Origin of the sequence: Flavobacterium sp. CF136 (genome assembly GCF_000282055.1) — a bacterium.
Lineage (GTDB): Bacteria > Bacteroidota > Bacteroidia > Flavobacteriales > Flavobacteriaceae > Flavobacterium.
Genome location: NZ_AKJZ01000107.1, coordinates 12,256 through 30,190 on the forward strand (window position 1 = coordinate 12,256; position 17,935 = coordinate 30,190).

Genomic DNA, 17,935 nt, shown 5'->3' on the forward strand with positions numbered 1-17,935 from the left:
ATAATAAATAACCAGTTTATTACATTACAAAGGTCAGATATATTTAAAGGTTTTGCTGTTAAGGTTTTGTTATTACTTTGTTGGACATAAGTTAAGATTTTTTAAAACGCTTTTTTGAGCCCTCAGGAGCATGAAAATAGCCTCTAGTCAGATTCGTCATCAGTTTTAACGACTATTTAATTTTGCCTTTTCTTTCATTATATCAGCAATTTTTCTGTTTTCTATTTTACTTTCCAGCCAGGAAATAATATCTAAATATAGGAAGGCCCTTTTTTCATAAGTGTTTTTTTCCAATTCAATAAAGCGTTCCCGCATCTTAATAAATTCTTTTTTAATATCGGTGGGATAGAAATTATTCAGGTTTTTCAGGAATTTAATGATTTCTTTTTGAACTTCGTGCAAATCATTCATTTTCAATAAAAACTTGTAAGTGTTTTTCAAATGATTTTCTAAATAATAATCTTTTCCAAGCTCATAATGTACAATCAACGACAAAATACGTGCAAAGCACATTAAGTCTTCGCGCATCGTTAAGTTTTTGTTATTAATGATTTTGTCTAAATAAAATATAGATTCATTATACTTTTCATTCCCAAAATAAATACAGGCAATTTTATAATAAAACAACATTTCATGATGTTCATCAAGGTGTTCGCTGTGTAATTTTATTTTGTCTAAAATTTCAGGAATCAAATATTCGCTTTCGGCAAAAGTTCCTTCCAGAATATGATAATTTAACTTGTTATTATACACATATAAGAAGGATAGTGATGCAATATTATCGTTAACAGGGAATTTGGGATCTTCAATAGTTTCTTCTAAAAGCGTTAAATATTTCTTGAAATTTGATTTGTATTTCAACATATAAAGAGACTCTAAAAAATAATGGTTCCCTTTTAGGAAAAACACAGGATTCTGATAAATCATATTTGGATTATCATAAAAAAGCCGAACCCATTTATAGGCATATTTATAACTTGCGAGGAAATCCTGAACAAGGAAACTGCGCCAAAGATTAGCATTATAGAACCAGTACTTTTCTCTGAAACCAAACTTGCTTTCGTCTAATTTTGAAATGTGTTTATTGAAGTAATCATCAATATACTTGTATTCCTCATCACTTTTTACATAGCCGGTTTTAAGCATGATTCCGTATAATTGAAGCGATAAATTTGATAATTTGCTTGAAATGGTATTTCGATAATTTAATTCTTTGGCCTGAATAACCAATTCATCAGCGCGCCCCTGAATACTTCGTGTAATATATTGTGATTCGATAAGTTTTTCGAATTCGACAATTTCATACGCCATGTATTTTTCGTCATTTTCAAGTGCTATAATTTTGGTCTTATCCAGAATTTTTAAACTCTGTTTGTATAATCCTTTATTATACAGAATTACAGCAAAATCAATTTGCTCCCGTAATTGATATCGAATGTTCTGACTGGGAATGTTTAAACGTATGCTAACTAAAATCTGTTTGTATAGATATGATTTTAAGTTAGATAGCTGTACTTTCTTGATGATTCCGCTTTTTAAAATAAGTCTTTCATCATAGGTTTCCGATTTATCTAAAATATTAAATAATTCAATGAATTTAGTGTTCGAACTCGTTTCTAATCGGCTTGCAAAAATTTTAAACTGTCTTTTTTCAGATTTTGAAAGGGATTTGATCAGAACAAATAAGAAATCTTTTTGATGGTTAGCCATTGTAAAATATAATAATGTAACTTACTGGTTTTTAGTTGTTTAATACGTTATAAATTGTTTTATGAACAGTATAATTTCATTAAAATGAATTTCATACTGAAGTAGTACAATATATATTTGTTATCAAGATGTGAAATTACATTAAATAAATGAATATGAATAGAGAGAAAGTTCAAATTTTTGACACCACTTTGCGTGATGGAGAACAGGTTCCGGGATGTAAGTTAGATACTAAACAAAAATTAGTTATCGCTGAACGACTTGACAAAATGGGAGTTGATATCATCGAGGCAGGTTTTCCTGTGTCAAGTCCGGGCGATTTTTTATCGGTCTCTGAGATTTGTAAAATCGTAGAGAATGCAACCGTCTGCGGACTGACAAGAGCCGTAAAAAACGACATTGATGTTGCTGCAGCTGCTTTAAAGCATGCTAAGAAACCAAGGATCCACACCGGAATCGGAACTTCACAATCTCATATACTCCATAAATTAAACACTACTCCGGAAGATATTATTGCCAGAGCAAAATTTGCAGTTTCTCATGCTAAATCTTATGTCGAAGATGTTGAGTTTTATGCAGAAGATGCCGGTAGAACTGATAATGCTTTTTTAGCGAAGGTTTGTGAAGAAGTAATCAAATCAGGAGCGACTGTATTAAATATCCCGGATACAACAGGATATTGTCTGCCTGAAGAATATGGAGCAAAAATTAAGTATTTAAAAGAAAACGTAAAAGGTATTGAAAATGTAATTCTTTCATGCCACTGTCATAATGATTTAGGAATGGCAACTGCAAACTCAATTTCGGGTGCTATAAATGGAGCCAGACAAATTGAATGTACAATAAATGGTATTGGCGAGAGAGCCGGAAATACAGCACTTGAAGAAGTAGTGATGATTTTTAAACAGCATCCTTACTTAAATTTAGATACCAATATCAATACCAGGGAATTAAACGAAATGAGCCGTTTGGTTTCTGAAAGCATGGGAATGATTGTACAGCCTAATAAAGCTATTGTTGGAGCAAATGCTTTTGCTCACAGTTCGGGGATTCACCAGGACGGAGTAATCAAAAACAGAGCAACTTACGAAATAATGGATCCGTTGGATGTTGGTGTAAATGAATCTTCGATTATCCTTACAGCCAGAAGTGGTAGAGCTGCATTGGCTTATCGCGCTAAAAAAGTAGGTTATGAACTTACAAAAGTACAGTTGGATATCGTATATATTGAGTTCTTGAAATTTGCAGATATTAAAAAAGAAGTTTTAGACGAAGATATTCATCAAATTATAGAAGCATCTAAAATTCAGGGGGATTTAATAAGAAATTAAATTTAGAAAAATAAAATTTTAAATACATAAAGAACGAGGCATTATGAATTTGAAAATAGCAGTTTTAGGAGGAGACGGAATTGGACCGGAAGTAATTTTGCAAGCCAAAAAAGCTTTATATGCAATTGGTGAAGTGTATAATCATGAGTTTGTTTTTGAAGAAGCCCTGATGGGAGCTATTGCTATTGACAAAACAGGAAATCCGCTTCCTGAACAAACATTAAATCTTTGTTTAAATACAGATGCTGTTTTGTTTGGAGCGATTGGAGATCCTAAATATGATAACAACCCGAATGCAAAAGTCCGTCCGGAACAAGGATTATTAAAACTGCGTAAAGAATTGGGTTTATTTGCAAATATTCGTCCTATTAAACCTTATAAATCACTAATTGATTCTTCTCCATTAAAAAGAGAAATTATTGAAGGAGCTGATTTTACTATTTTCAGAGAATTGACAGGTGGAGCTTATTTTGGAGCAAAAACATTAAATGAAGAAGGAACACATGCTTCAGATTTATGTGAATATTCAGAAGAAGAAATTACCCGAATTGCACATTTAGCTTTTAAATCGGCACAAAACCGACGCAAAAAACTAACTATGGTAGATAAAGCAAATGTTTTGGAAACCTCAAGATTGTGGCGAAAAGTAGTTCAGAAAGTAAGTGAAAATTATCCTGATGTAGCTTTGGACTTTTTATTTGTTGATAATGCAGCAATGCAGATTATCTTAAACCCAAAGCAGTTTGATGTGATTTTGACGGAAAATTTATTTGGAGATATTTTATCAGATGAAGCCAGTGTTATTACCGGCTCTATTGGTTTATTGGCTTCGGCGTCTTTAGGTGAGAAAAATGCGCTTTTTGAACCAATCCATGGTTCTTACCCACAGGCAAAAGGAAAAAATATTGCTAATCCAATAGCTTCTATTTTATCGGCAGCGATGTTATTAGAGCATTTTGGATTGTTTAAAGAGGCAAATGTTATTTATAAAGCAGTCGAAAAAGCAATTGAATTTAAAGTAGTTACAGTAGATTTAAAAGCGGATTCAAAATTTGGAACTAATGAAGTTGGAGAATTTGTTTCAAACTTTATTTTCAGTAAAGATGATTTGCTTTATTTTAATAATGATAACGTTCATATTGGACAATCAACGATTGTTTAAAGTTTTTTGTTAAATGTTGAAATAAATAACAAGAAGTATTTAAAATGTTGAGATTTATTTTTTTAGTCCTATTAGTTTTTATACTTTTGTGACACCAAAAAAATAAATGATGCAAATCTCAATTATTATTACTTCTGTCATTGTTGTCAATGTGTATAGCACATTTGCATCGGGAATGGTATAAATATAATTGAAAGATATATATTATAACCTCCCACTTAGTTGGGAGGTTTTTTTTAGAAATAAAATAAAAATTACAAATATTACATAATGGAATTAAACAAGTACAGCAAAACAATCACGCAAGACGAAACTCAACCAGCTTCTCAGGCCATGTTCTACGGAATTGGTTTGACAGAAGAGGATCTTAAAAAAGCGCAGGTAGGAATTGTGAGTATGGGTTACGACGGAAATCCTTGTAACATGCACTTAAACGACCTGGCTAAAGATATTAAGACTGGCGTCTGGAAAGCAGATTTAGTTGGGTTGATTTTTAATACTATTGGTGTAAGTGATGGTATTTCTAACGGAAATGATGGAATGCGTTTTTCTTTGGTTTCACGTGATGTAATTGCAGATTCCATCGAGACTGTTATGGGTGCACAATGGTACGATGGTATGATTGCTGTTCCGGGTTGTGATAAAAATATGCCGGGAGCTTTAATGGCTATGGGCAGAGTAAATCGTCCTTCTATTATGGTTTACGGAGGATCTATTCATCCAGGAAAATGGAAAGGGGAAGATTTGAATATTGTTTCTGCTTTTGAAGCATTGGGAAAAAAAATCAGCAACAAAATTACACCTGAAGATTTCAAAGGGGTGATTCAAAATGCTTGTCCAGGTGCTGGTGCCTGTGGTGGAATGTACACTGCAAATACAATGTCATCAGCAATTGAAGCATTAGGAATGAGTTTGCCTTACAGTTCTTCTAACCCTGCTTTGAGTCCGGAAAAGAAACAAGAATGTGTTGATGCAGGTAAAGCTATCAGAATATTATTGGAAAAAGATATTAAACCCAGAGACATTATGACTCGTAAAGCATTTGAAAATGCAATTACGATGGTAGCTGTTTTAGGAGGTTCTACCAATGCAGTAATGCACTTAATTGCAATGGCGCACTCGGTAGGTATTGAATTGACATTAAAAGATTTCCAGGATATCAGTGATAAAACGCCATTATTAGCCGACTTGAAACCAAGTGGTAAATACTTAATGGAAGATTTACATAATGTAGGTGGTGTTCCGGGAGTAATGAAATATTTATTAAAAGAAGGTTTTTTACACGGTGACTGTTTAACTGTAACAGGAAAAACAATAGCGGAGAATTTAGCTTCAGTGCCCGATTTACATGATGGTCAGCAAGTAGTTTTCGAAATTCAAAAAGCTTTAAAAGCTACCGGAAATATTCAGATTTTATACGGAAACATAGCAACAGAAGGTTGTGTGGCTAAAATTAGCGGTAAAGAAGGAGAGTTTTTTGAAGGTACAGCTGTAGTTTTCGAAGGTGAAAAAGATGTAATCAGAGGAATACAAGCAGGTGAAGTGAAGCCTGGAAACGTAGTGATTATTCGTTACTGTGGTCCAAAAGGCGGTCCCGGCATGTCTGAAATGTTAAAACCAACATCTGCCATTATGGGAGCCGGTCTAGGAAGTACTGTTGCTTTGATTACTGACGGGCGTTTCTCTGGAGGATCTCACGGTTTTGTAGTGGGTCACGTTACCCCGGAAGCATATGAAGGTGGTGGAATTGCATTGATAGAAAACGGCGATGTTATTACAATTGATGCTGTAAATAACACCATTAATATGAAGATTTCTGATGAAGAATTGGCAAAACGTAAAGCCAATTGGAAAAGACCGGAATCACCAATCAAACAAGGAGTTTTACTTAAATATATGCGTTCGGTCTCCAGTGCCTCTGAGGGATGTGTTACTGACAAATAATTTAAAAAAATAGAAATCTCTAAATTCAAAAATAAATATTTAGAGGTTTTAAAAAAGATATAAAATGGAAACAATTAAAATATCTGGCGCAGAAGCCGTTATCAGGTGTTTATTGGCAGAAGGAGTAGATTTGGTTTATGGATATCCGGGAGGAGCCATAATGCCGGTTTATGACGAATTATATAAATTTCAGGATCAATTGCACCACGTTTTGGTGCGTCACGAACAAGGTGCAGCCCATGCAGCACAAGGATTTGCCAGAGCGACTGGTAAAGTAGGTGTAGCTATTGCAACTTCGGGACCGGGAGCTACCAATTTAGTAACTGGTATTGCTGATGCTCAAATCGATTCTACACCGTTAGTGTGTATTACAGGTCAGGTTGGAAAACACTTATTAGGGTCTGATGCTTTTCAGGAAACTGATATTATTGGAATTTCAACTCCGGTAACCAAATGGAACTACCAAATTACAGAAGCTCACGAAATTCCGGAAATTATTGCAAAAGCATTTTATATTGCAAGATCAGGTCGTCCGGGCCCGGTCTTAATTGATATTACTAAAAATGCCCAGTTTGACGAGTTTGATTTTAGCTATGAAAAATGTACAGGAATTAGAAGTTATCACCCAAAACCGGTGTTGAATCTTCAAAAGGTACAAGAAGCTGCAGATGTCATTAATAATGCAAAAAAACCATTTATTGTTTTTGGTCAGGGGATTATATTAAGTGAAGCAGAAGAACAATTAAAAAGATTAGTTGAAAAATCAGGGATTCCTGCTGCCTGGACAATATTAGGTCTTTCTGCTTTACCAACAGATCATCCTTTAAATGTAGGTATGGTAGGGATGCATGGTAATTATGGACCTAATGTTCTGACTAATGAATGTGATGTTTTAATTGCACTTGGAATGCGTTTTGATGATCGTGTTACTGGAAATTTAGCTACTTATGCTAAACAAGCGAAAGTAATTCACTTCGAAATTGATCCGGCTGAAGTTGATAAAAACGTAAAAACTGAAGTTGCTGTTTTGGGAGATGTTAAAGAAGCATTGACTGCTTTAATTCCATTGATTGACAAAAAATCACATGATTCCTGGCATAATGAATTCAAGGAAAAATATAAAATTGAATTAGATAAGGTTATTAATGAAGAGTTGGCTCCAACAAATGGCAAAGGAATTTCCATGGGAGAAACCATCGAAATGATTAATAAACACTCGAAAGGGGATGCAATAATGGTTTCGGATGTAGGCCAGCATCAAATGTTTGCTTGTCGTTATGTTAAATTCAATTCAACTAAAAGTAACGTTACTTCAGGAGGATTAGGAACAATGGGGTTTGCTTTACCTGCTGCTATTGGTGCCAAAATGGGAAGACCGGATCGTGAAGTTGTAGCTATTATTGGTGACGGAGGTTTTCAAATGAATATACAGGAGTTAGGTACAATTCACCAGACAAAAGTTCCTGTAAAAATTGTTGTGTTAAACAATGAATTTTTGGGAATGGTACGTCAATGGCAGGAATTATTTTTCGACTATAGATATGCTTCTACAGTTATGATAAATCCAAATTTTTGCGCTATTGCTGAAGGATATTATATCAAATCAAAGAAAGTAACTAAAAGAGAAGATCTTGATGCTGCTGTTGCAGAAATGATGGCTTCTAAAGATTCATACTTTTTAGAGGTTATGGTAGAGAAAGAGAATAATGTATTTCCAATGATTCCAACAGGAGCCTCAGTTTCTGATATCAGATTAAGTTAAAAAAGCATGGAAGATAAAACATTTACCATTTCGGTATATTCGGAAAATAATGTGGGCTTGTTAAATAGAATATCTGGAATATTCTTAAAGCGTCACATCAATATATTAAGTTTAAACGTTTCAGAATCAGAAATAGAGAATGTTTCAAGATTCATCATAGTAGTTGAAACTACTGAGAAATGGGTTAAAAATATAGTAGGGCAAATAGAGAAACAAATTGAAGTTATAAAAGCGTTTTATCATACAGATGAAGAGACAATTTATCTGGAAAATGCGTTATTTAAAATAGCATCAAGTTTATTATTTGATGAGAAACAAATTCAGAATATAATCAAAGACAGCCAATCTACGATTGTGACTGTTTCCCGCGATTTCTTTGTGATTTCAAAATCAGGAAGACGTTCTGAAATCGAAGAATTATATGCAAAATTCAAACCGTACGGCATTATGCAATTTGTACGTTCAGGAAGAATTTCAGTTTCTAAAGAAAAAATGGAAATTTCATCATTATTATTAAACGAATTAAAATAGTTACAAAATTAAATATCATACTTATTAAATATTAAAAAAATGGCCAATTATTTCAACACATTACCACTTAGATTACAATTAGAACAATTAGGAGTTTGCGAATTTATGGATCAATCAGAGTTTGCAAATGGAATAGCAGCATTAGCAGGAAAAAAGGTTGTTATCGTAGGTTGCGGAGCTCAGGGTTTAAACCAGGGTTTGAACATGAGAGATTCAGGTTTGGATATTTCTTATGCTTTGCGTGCAGATGCAATTGCTGAAAAAAGAGCCTCTTATAAAAACGCTACCGAAAATGGTTTTAAAGTTGGTACATATGAAGAATTAATTCCAACAGCTGATTTAGTTTGTAACCTTACTCCGGATAAACAACATACAGCTGTTGTAACTGCGATTATGCCATTAATGAAAAATGGTTCAACTTTAGCATATTCTCATGGATTTAATATTGTTGAAGAAGGAATGCAAATCCGTAAAGACATTACGGTAATCATGTGTGCTCCTAAATGTCCTGGTTCAGAGGTACGTGAAGAATATAAAAGAGGTTTTGGTGTACCGACACTTATTGCAGTTCACCCGGAAAATGATCCAAACGGTTTAGGTTTAGATCAGGCAAAAGCATACGCTGTAGCAACTGGCGGGCATAGAGCAGGAGTTTTAAAATCATCATTTGTTGCTGAAGTAAAATCAGATTTAATGGGTGAGCAAACTATCCTTTGTGGATTATTGCAAACAGGTTCTATTTTATGTTTTGATAAAATGGTTGAGAAAGGAATCGATGCTGCATATGCTTCAAAATTAATTCAATACGGATGGGAAACTATCACAGAAGCTTTGAAACATGGTGGTATCACAAATATGATGGACCGTCTTTCAAATCCTGCAAAAATTGAAGCTTACGAAATTGCAGAAGAATTAAAAGATATCATGCGTCCGTTATTCCAAAAGCACCAGGATGATATTATTTCCGGAGAATTCTCCAGAACTATGATGATTGACTGGGCAAATGACGATAAGAATTTATTGACTTGGAGAGCAGCTACAGGAGAAACTAATTTCGAAAAAACAGCTCCACAAGAAGCTCCAATTTCAGAACAGGAATATTTTGACAATGGAGTATTAATGATAGCAATGGTAAAAGCTGGTGTTGAATTAGCTTTTGAAACTATGACCGAAGCAGGAATTATTGAAGAATCTGCTTATTATGAGTCATTACACGAATTGCCATTGATTGCAAACACTATCGCAAGAAAGAAATTATTTGAAATGAACCGTGTTATTTCGGATACAGCAGAATATGGCTGTTATTTATTTGATCATGCTTGTAAGCCTTTATTGACTGAATTCATGAAAAAAGTAGATACAAACATAATAGGAAAACCATTCTCAACTTCAAACGGAGTAGATAATGCAGTTTTAATTGCTGTAAACAAAGAAATTCGTCAGCATCCTATCGAAGAAGTTGGTGCATGGTTGAGAGAATCTATGACAGCAATGAAAAAAATTGGATAATATAAATTAGAATTACACACCACGTTGTGTGTGGGGATTTTGCACTGTATCTTTGTTTTATATAATATTTTGAATTAGTAAGCACTTATTAAGATAATAACAGATATAGGCATGTTACATTCACTTAACTTCCATTTTTTGGTTAAGTTAAGTGAAGTAATCCCTAATTATTAAGGTATATTTAGTTGTAAATATACTCGTAGAGATTTCTGTTATGATTAATAATGTTGCTGCTATTTTCAAAATAAATGAATTAAGCTGATAATGTTAAGAAATTAATTGTTATTGAAATTGTTAAATTTAAAAGGCATGGTATTTATAATATCATGCCTTTTTTTATTGCATATATTTTTGATTAAATCTAAAAATTATATTAAATACACTAAAAGACGATGTTTTTTTTATAATATGTTTTTTTTAGATGAAATTTATGAATTAAATAATTTTAAGAATACATTGTTATTTAATACATTTATAAAAAAATTACAACAACCATGAGTTATTATAAAATAGAAAATTTAGAACAATATTTTAAACATTACAATAAGTCAATAAGAGAGCCAAGAAAATTTTGGGGTAAAATAGCCGAAGAAAATTTTACCTGGTACCAGCAATGGGAAAAAGTTGTTGATTTTAATATGGCTGATGCCGAAGTAAAGTGGTTTACTGAAGCAAAAGTTAACATTACAAAAAATTGTATAGACAGGCATTTAAGTAAAAGAGGAGAAAAGACGGCAATTATTTTCGAACCAAATAATCCGGGTGAGAACTCATTACATATTACTTATAATGAGTTATACGAAAGAGTTTCTAAAATGGCAAACGTTTTGCGTGAGCAAGGCGTTGTTAAAGGAGACAGAGTTTGTATTTATTTACCAATGATTCCGGAACTTGCTGTAGCAGTTTTGGCTTGTGCCAGAATTGGCGCTATACATTCGGTTATTTTTGCTGGGTTTTCAGCTTCTGCAGTTTCTGCAAGAATTAATGATTGTGAATGTAAAATGGTAATTACTTCAGATGGAGGTTACAGAGGGAATAAAACAATTGATCTTAAAGGAATCGTTGATGAAGCTTTAGATACCTGCCCGTCAGTTACAAAAGTTTTAGTTGTAAAAAGAACCCAGACAGAAATAAAAATGCAGGAAGGTCGTGACATTTGGTTGCAGCCTTTATTAGATGCCGCTCTTGATTACAATGTGGCAGAAATCATGGATGCTGAAGATCCTTTATTTATTTTATATACTTCAGGTTCAACAGGAAAACCAAAAGGAATGGTACATACCACAGCCGGATATATGGTTTACACGGCTTATACTTTTAAAAATGTTTTCAGTCATGAAGAAAATGATATTTTCTGGTGTACAGCAGACATTGGGTGGATTACCGGACATTCATACATTTTATACGGACCATTATTGAATGGAGGAACAACCGTAATTTTTGAAGGGGTGCCATCTTATCCTGATTTTAGCCGTTTTTGGGAAATTATCGAAAAACATAAAATAACACAATTTTATACAGCACCAACTGCAATTCGTTCATTAGCAAAAGAAAGCTTAGATTATATTCAAAAATATCCTCTAAAATCACTTAAAGTTATTGGATCTGTTGGAGAACCAATTAATGAAGAAGCATGGCACTGGTTTAATGATCATGTTGGAGATAAAAGATGTCCGGTTGTAGATACTTGGTGGCAAACAGAAACTGGTGGAATTATGATTTCGCCAATTGCTTTTGTAACACCGACAAAACCAACATATGCAACTTTGCCATTACCTGGAATTCAGCCAGTTTTAATGGATGAAAAACGTAATGAAATTGAAGGAAATCAAGTAGTCGGAAGTTTGTGTATTAAGTTTCCATGGCCCGGAATTGCCAGAACTATCTGGGGGAATCATGAACGTTACAAAGAAACATACTTTTCAGCTTTTCCGGGAAAATATTTTACAGGAGACGGAGCCTTAAGAGATGAAGTTGGATATTATAGAATTACCGGTAGAGTAGATGATGTTGTAATTGTTTCCGGACATAATTTAGGAACTGCACCTATTGAAGATGCTATTAATGAACACCCTGCGGTTGCTGAATCAGCAATTGTTGGTTTCCCGCATGAAATAAAAGGAAATGCTTTGTATGGCTATGTAATCTTAAAGGAAACAGGTGAAGTTAGAAATAAAGAAAACTTAGCTAAAGAAATCAATCAATATATAGCAGATCATATTGGCCCGATTGCTAAATTAGATAAAATTCAGTTTGTATCAGGATTGCCAAAAACGCGTTCAGGTAAAATTATGCGTAGAATCCTGCGCAAAATAGCTGAAGGAGATTTTTCTAATTTTGGAGATACTTCAACTTTATTAAATCCTGAAGTTGTCGAAGATATTATGAATGATAGAATTTCATAGTGATGATATATTAAAAATAAAAAAACCGTCTTAAGACGGTTTTTTTATACAATTAAAAGAGATAATAATTTGAGTTTACTCATTATTTTATTAATCCTTCTTTAAACTCAATCCCATTGGAACCATCAAGATCCCTTTTTCATAAATATTCAAATAAATTTTGACCGGCTTTTTTTGCCCTTCCCATTTCAATTCATAAACATTCAGGAATCCGGCTCCCATATCGCTTCTTTTGGTCGGAAATGGGCAACAGGTCTCTAATCTTGTATATGTGATTTTTTCACCATTTGGTCCAGCTAAAGCATTTAAAAAACGGGTTTCATTGAGTGCTTCATCTTTGGTATTTCTGTAAAAGATATTAATTGGATAATCAGGATTGTAACCATATTTTTTGTCTTTGCTGAAAAGTGTAATGACAAACGTATTATTTTTTGATAAAACTAAATCCGGCGCATTATCATCAACATTTTTCAAAGTTGATTTTGTGCTGATACAAGAAGTTACAGTAATTAATAAAAAGATAAAAACAGTTATTTTTTTCATGGTTTAATGATATTGGTAGTACAAATGTAAAAGGTTTTTTCGAATGCAGGCAAATTTTAAAATATTTAAAAAATCAACGCAAATCAGTTTTTATAGATATTGTTTTAGCCTTTATCTTAATTTACATATATTGTGCCATAAGATAAGGGAAAATCAATAAAAATGAACTTCTTTAAAAACTTTGTATTCTCTTTTTAGCGTCTTATTTTATGGAATTCTTCCATAAAAAAACATTCTGTTTTACTCAAATATAGAATAAAACAGAATGTTTTTTGAAATATTTACAATTAAACAATTTCGGCACTAAGTCCAGCTTCCAAAAGTTGTGTACATTGTGGTTTTAACTTATCCATTGGACCTGTTTTTACCGTGCATTTTCCATTATAATGTACAATCAAGGAACATTGTTCCGCTTGCTCGGGAGTGTGGCTGCATACACGCATTAAAGTGTCAATTACGTGATCAAAAGTGTTTACATCATCATTATAAACAATGATTTCGTTATTGAAACCTGTAGCTTCCTTTTCGCGAACTTTTTCTCTTACTTTTTCTTTAGTACTCATGTTTTTAGGTTTTTGTACTGTTTGTAATAAACTATCTAATTTACGTATTTTAATGAAACCCAGTTGTTTCTTTGAAACTTTTTTACATACGTTAAACCTTTTTCAGTGCAGGAAGCATTAATAAAAGGAATGTCTTCTTCATAAAAACCGCTTAAAAGCAGAGTCCCTTTTGGGTTTAAACAATCTACATAACTTTGCATATCGTTTAATAAAATATTACGGTTTATATTGGCGATAATCAAATCGTATTTTCTGCCCGGCAATAAATCCGCATCACCTTCATAAACAGTAATGTGTTGACAATTATTACGTTCAGCGTTCTCAATAGAATTCAAATAGCACCAATTATCAATATCAATAGCATCAATAGGCCGGGCACCTTTCATCTCAGCTAATATAGCTAAAATTGCAGTTCCGCAACCCATATCAAGAGTTTTCAACCCTTCAATATTAGTTTCTAATAAATGCTGAATCATCATATGAGTAGTTTCATGATGCCCTGTTCCAAAACTCATTTTTGGCTCAATTACGATATCGAATTCGGCATTGGTTTTTTCATGAAAAGGGGCACGAACATGACATTTTCCATCAACGTCGATGGCTTCAAAATTCTTTTCCCATTCTTCATTCCAGTTTACCTGATCGATTTCTTCAACTGTATATTCAATTTTAAATTCCTCAGATTGTAAAATATAAATGTCATCCAGAATATTCTCGTCCCACAAATCTTTTTTCACAAAAGCCGAAATTCCATTCTCAGTTTCTGTAAAACTTTCGAACGCTTTTTCGCCTAATTCAGCAATTAAAATTTCTGATCCCGATTCCTTTGGTTCAATCGTAAAATGATACCCTAAATATATATTTGACATAAATTATTTTTTTGCAAAGGTAAGAATCGAAAGTTGAAGTTGTTTATAAATAATCAATATCCTTACAAATATTAATGTTAATTTTGAGTAAGATTTTTAAGTGAATTATAATATGAAGAATGTCCTTTTTGTTTTGCTTTTTGTGGTATTAAGTTCAGGGAGTTGTGAAAAGGAACACGAAACTGAAGTCATTAGATCGTTTTGTTATTGGAAAACTGATTTATCTTTCGATAAAGAAGATGATTCTATTATTAAGGATATGAAAGTGAGCCATCTATATGTTCGTTTTTTTGATGTAGATTGGAATCCGTTTTCTAAAGAACCTTTGCCCGTAGCTACGATTCATGATATTAGATTGAACGAAAGCAATCCTGAAATCACTCCAAGCGTTTTTATAACAAATGAAGTAGTTTTAAAGTCTGATAAGAAACAATTGGATAGCCTGGCAATACAAATTACCAAGCGTATTCAGCAAATTGGTAATAAAATGAATGAGATTAAAGCAGAATCAATTGCTTATAAAATCGTATACCCGCAAAACTATAACAATAAGAAAGATTTCAAACAACTGAATTATGATTCAGTAAAATCTGTTGAATTAGCTAAATTAAAAGTTGACTTCAAAGAGATTTTGCTTGATTGTGACTGGTCAGAAAAATCAAAAGAAAATTATTTTTATTTGCTTCAAAAAATAAAAAAAGAAATTCCAACTTCAAATCTTACTGCTACAATTCGATTATGGCAATATAAATATGCTGAAAAATCCGGAATTCCTCCAGTTGATAAAGGCCTGTTGATGTGTTATAACGTATCAAAACCGGAAGATTTTCAAACTAAAAATTCAATAGGAACAAGTGATGAGTTAGCACAATATATTACACATAATCAATATAAACTTAAATTGGATATCGCTTTGCCATTGTACAGTTGGGCTGTTGTTTTTAGGGGAAATAAATTCAAAGGAATTTTATCCGATTATGAACAGTTGATGAATGATACCATTAAATTAAAAAAATCAGCATCTGATAAATATATTTTGCGGGATGATATTCTGATTGGACAAACTTATTTGAGAAATGGTGATGAAATCAGGATTGAAAAAATTTCGGATGACGAATTAGATAAAATGATTTCTATTATAAAAGATAAAATTCAAATTGACAATAGAACCCGAGTGACGTTTTTTTCTTTTGATAAAAAATATATAAACGATTATGGAACCCAAAATATCTCCAGCTATTATGCGCGTTTTTAGCAGTTTAATTTTACTGTTAAGTTTTCAGGTTTCTTTTGCCTGCGGATGGAGCGTTTCGCCCGAAACGAACAGACTGGCTTTGTTTAAAGCTCAACGTCAAGGTTTTTTTAAGCTTACTCCTTTTTATTATTCGGCAGATTCTTATTATTCTACAGATGCAATTTCTAATGCAGATCTGGAGTTGAATTGTTTGGAATGGAAAAAAAAATTAGGCAGCCAGATAAACCCTAAAGATGTCAATTTTATTTTATACGAAACAGATGCAGAAGCTTTTCAAAATGCTTATGAAAATAAGACTTTAAAAGATGTTTTTGTTAAAAATACTTTTATTGAAGCTTTATTACAACCTAAAAACAAAGCTTTTTTAGAATATATCGTGTTTGCTAAAAAACTGGAATACGATAAGAGTCCGGTTGAAAAATGGGAATCCTGGGAAACAATAGATTCTGAAAGTAATGGAAAAAAATGGTTGGATTTAGGAAATTTTGAACAAAAAATTACGTCAGCAAAAGATGCTTTTTTAAAACAGCGCTATGCTTTTCTAATTTTAAGATACAGTTTCTACGGTCAGGATCCAAATGAAGTGATTCGCTTATACGATACCTATTTTTCTAATAATAAAAATACCATTTTGGAGCCATGGGCTTTGTATTATAAGGCATTATGTATTGATAATTTGCCCTTACAGAACTATTTGCTGAGTAAAGTTTTTGCTGCTTGCGAAGAAAAATCTTTTGCTGTTTTGCAGCATTATAATTGGAAATTAACTTCAGAAACTTTGGCTTTAGCCAAAAATGATGAAGAACGAAGTGTTATTTTATCTATTGAAAGCTTACGCAATCCTGCACCTGATCTAAAAGCAATAAAAGAAATTTACAAATTAAGCCCGAACAGTATTTATTTGAGTTTTTTGATAGGAAGAGAAATCAATAAACTGGAGGACTGGATTTTTACGCCACAATATACCAGTGGCGGTCCATCGGTTGTTTTTGATGGTACAAATTGGTATGAAGATTATGCCAAAGCAAAACAAGAAAATTTGGCTAAGGATATTTTGTATTTAAGAGAATTGAAGGATTTTTTGATTAGCATTCATGAACAAACTTCAGGAGAGCAAAAAGATTATATTACAACTGCAATTGCCCAGCTTTGTTTTATTGATGACGAAGTTGATTTAGGGAAAAAATATACCAATATGATTTCTGATAAAGCCAATGCATCAATACAGATGCAAAAAAACATTCAGTTGGCTTTGGTTGCTTTAAAACAAAATGATTTACACAACCAAAAAGTTCAAAATCAACTTTTTGATTATTTTAATTCTGTTGAAAATTTGATAGAAAGTGATAGCGGGTTGTTTAAAAATTTATATAGTTTGTATCGAATTGCCAGCAGCGAATTTTTTAAGCAAGGTAACAGAGTAACTGCGGGTTTATTGCTTATGAAATCTGACAGTAAAAATGCAGGTGAATATTCGATGTACAATACTCCTTATTTCTACAGCTATATTGGCTATTTTGAGCGCTCTGCCACTGTAGAGGATATGGATATTTTGATAGCTTTACAACAAAAAGAAAATAAAACGCCTTTTGAAAAATACATTTGTGCAGGAACTATAGCGCCAAATGTAAATTATTATAAAGATTTAAAAGGAACACTTGCTTTCAGGAATAATAATTTAGAATTGGCTTATGCTGTGTTTTCAAGTATGCCAAAAGATTTCTGGGAAAAGAATTATTCATTTACGGATTATCTCAATGAAAATCCATTTATTCCTAAAATTTTACAAAAAACCAGAGAACGTAAATTCAATTATCGTTTTAATAAAGCCGAATTTATCGCAAAGCTTATTCGTTTAAAAAAACAAAATACAGCCAGTAGTAATTTACAATTGGCGCATGCTTATTTTAATGTTTCCTATTTGGGAAATTCATGGATGATGACAGCTTATGACTGGACTTCAGGAGAATCTTATATCGATTATATTTATGGAGATAATACAGAAGTCGAAAAAAAGTACCAAAATGGCAATTATTACAATTTGACAATAGCCAAACTATATTATGAAAAAGCTTTGCAAATGTCTAAAAATAATAATGAAAAGGCTTTGGCCAGTTTAATGATTTTCGAATGTAATTATTATGATTTTTATGCCAATTATGTGTATTCTGATCAGGAAAAAGTACCATTTAAAGCAGGGCAGGAGCTTATTAATTTTTACTCGGTTTATTCAGAAACTGCAAATTTTAAAAAATATAACTGTCCGCTTTTAGAGTCATATATAAATTAAAGGCTTAAGAAATTGGAGTTTTGCTTTAGTATAAAAAGGTTAAATTATTAAGGATGAGAAG

General features: G+C 32.5%; 13 protein-coding genes. 9 read left to right on the plus strand and 4 right to left on the minus strand.

Going from position 1 to position 17,935, the window contains the following annotated elements; all coding sequences use genetic code 11:
* Positions 1-165: 165 nt before the first annotated feature.
* Complete coding sequence (locus PMI10_RS20745; protein WP_007811496.1) at positions 166-1,710, minus strand: hypothetical protein; 1,545 nt, start codon at positions 1,708-1,710, stop codon at positions 166-168.
* A 155-nt stretch (positions 1,711-1,865) separates the two neighbouring features.
* Between PMI10_RS20745 and PMI10_RS20750 the strand changes: the two genes are divergently transcribed.
* From PMI10_RS20750 to acs, 7 genes are all read left to right on the plus strand, one after another.
* The gene (locus PMI10_RS20750) at positions 1,866-3,041 is read left to right on the plus strand and encodes a 2-isopropylmalate synthase (RefSeq protein ID WP_007811498.1); all 1,176 of its coding nucleotides are present in this window, start codon (positions 1,866-1,868) and stop codon (positions 3,039-3,041) included.
* A 43-nt stretch (positions 3,042-3,084) separates the two neighbouring features.
* Positions 3,085-4,203 carry a 3-isopropylmalate dehydrogenase gene (gene leuB / locus PMI10_RS20755; protein WP_007811499.1) on the plus strand — a complete coding sequence of 373 codons (1,119 nt, stop codon included), beginning with the start codon at positions 3,085-3,087 and terminating at the stop codon, positions 4,201-4,203.
* A 270-nt stretch (positions 4,204-4,473) separates the two neighbouring features.
* The gene (gene ilvD, locus PMI10_RS20760) at positions 4,474-6,147 is read left to right on the plus strand and encodes a dihydroxy-acid dehydratase (RefSeq protein WP_007811500.1); all 1,674 of its coding nucleotides are present in this window, start codon (positions 4,474-4,476) and stop codon (positions 6,145-6,147) included.
* A 64-nt stretch (positions 6,148-6,211) separates the two neighbouring features.
* Positions 6,212-7,909: a biosynthetic-type acetolactate synthase large subunit gene (ilvB, locus tag PMI10_RS20765; protein ID WP_007811501.1), complete on the plus strand. Its 1,698-nt coding sequence runs from the start codon at positions 6,212-6,214 to the stop codon at positions 7,907-7,909.
* A 6-nt stretch (positions 7,910-7,915) separates the two neighbouring features.
* Positions 7,916-8,440 (plus strand): acetolactate synthase small subunit, encoded by a 525-nt coding sequence (gene ilvN / locus PMI10_RS20770; protein ID WP_007811502.1) that lies wholly within the window; start codon positions 7,916-7,918, stop codon positions 8,438-8,440.
* A gap of 39 nt (positions 8,441-8,479) precedes the next feature.
* Complete coding sequence (gene ilvC / locus PMI10_RS20775) at positions 8,480-9,949, plus strand: ketol-acid reductoisomerase (protein ID WP_007811503.1); 1,470 nt, start codon at positions 8,480-8,482, stop codon at positions 9,947-9,949.
* Positions 9,950-10,443: 494 nt separating this feature from the next.
* Positions 10,444-12,354: an acetate--CoA ligase gene (gene acs, locus PMI10_RS20780; protein WP_007811504.1), complete on the plus strand. Its 1,911-nt coding sequence runs from the start codon at positions 10,444-10,446 to the stop codon at positions 12,352-12,354.
* A gap of 90 nt (positions 12,355-12,444) precedes the next feature.
* Here acs and PMI10_RS20785 read toward each other — a convergent pair whose 3' ends face one another.
* The 3 genes from PMI10_RS20785 to prmA form a co-directional block, all read right to left on the minus strand.
* Complete coding sequence (locus tag PMI10_RS20785; protein WP_007811506.1) at positions 12,445-12,897, minus strand: hypothetical protein; 453 nt, start codon at positions 12,895-12,897, stop codon at positions 12,445-12,447.
* Positions 12,898-13,184: 287 nt separating this feature from the next.
* Entirely contained in the window at positions 13,185-13,460 is a 276-nt protein-coding gene (locus tag PMI10_RS20790; RefSeq protein WP_007811508.1) for an ATP-dependent Clp protease adaptor ClpS, read from the minus strand.
* A 35-nt stretch (positions 13,461-13,495) separates the two neighbouring features.
* Entirely contained in the window at positions 13,496-14,329 is an 834-nt protein-coding gene (gene prmA / locus PMI10_RS20795; RefSeq protein ID WP_007811510.1) for a 50S ribosomal protein L11 methyltransferase, read from the minus strand.
* Positions 14,330-14,441: 112 nt separating this feature from the next.
* Here prmA and PMI10_RS20800 point away from each other — a divergent pair, with 112 nt between their 5' ends.
* Together PMI10_RS20800 and PMI10_RS20805 are read left to right on the plus strand one after the other, a co-directional pair.
* On the plus strand, positions 14,442-15,584 hold the full coding sequence (locus PMI10_RS20800; protein ID WP_007811512.1) for a hypothetical protein: 1,143 nt from the start codon (positions 14,442-14,444) through the stop codon (positions 15,582-15,584).
* Positions 15,544-17,874: a hypothetical protein gene (locus PMI10_RS20805; RefSeq protein WP_007811513.1), complete on the plus strand. Its 2,331-nt coding sequence runs from the start codon at positions 15,544-15,546 to the stop codon at positions 17,872-17,874. Before PMI10_RS20800 ends, PMI10_RS20805 begins: the two co-directional genes overlap by 41 nt.
* The last annotated feature ends 61 nt before the right edge of the window (positions 17,875-17,935 follow it).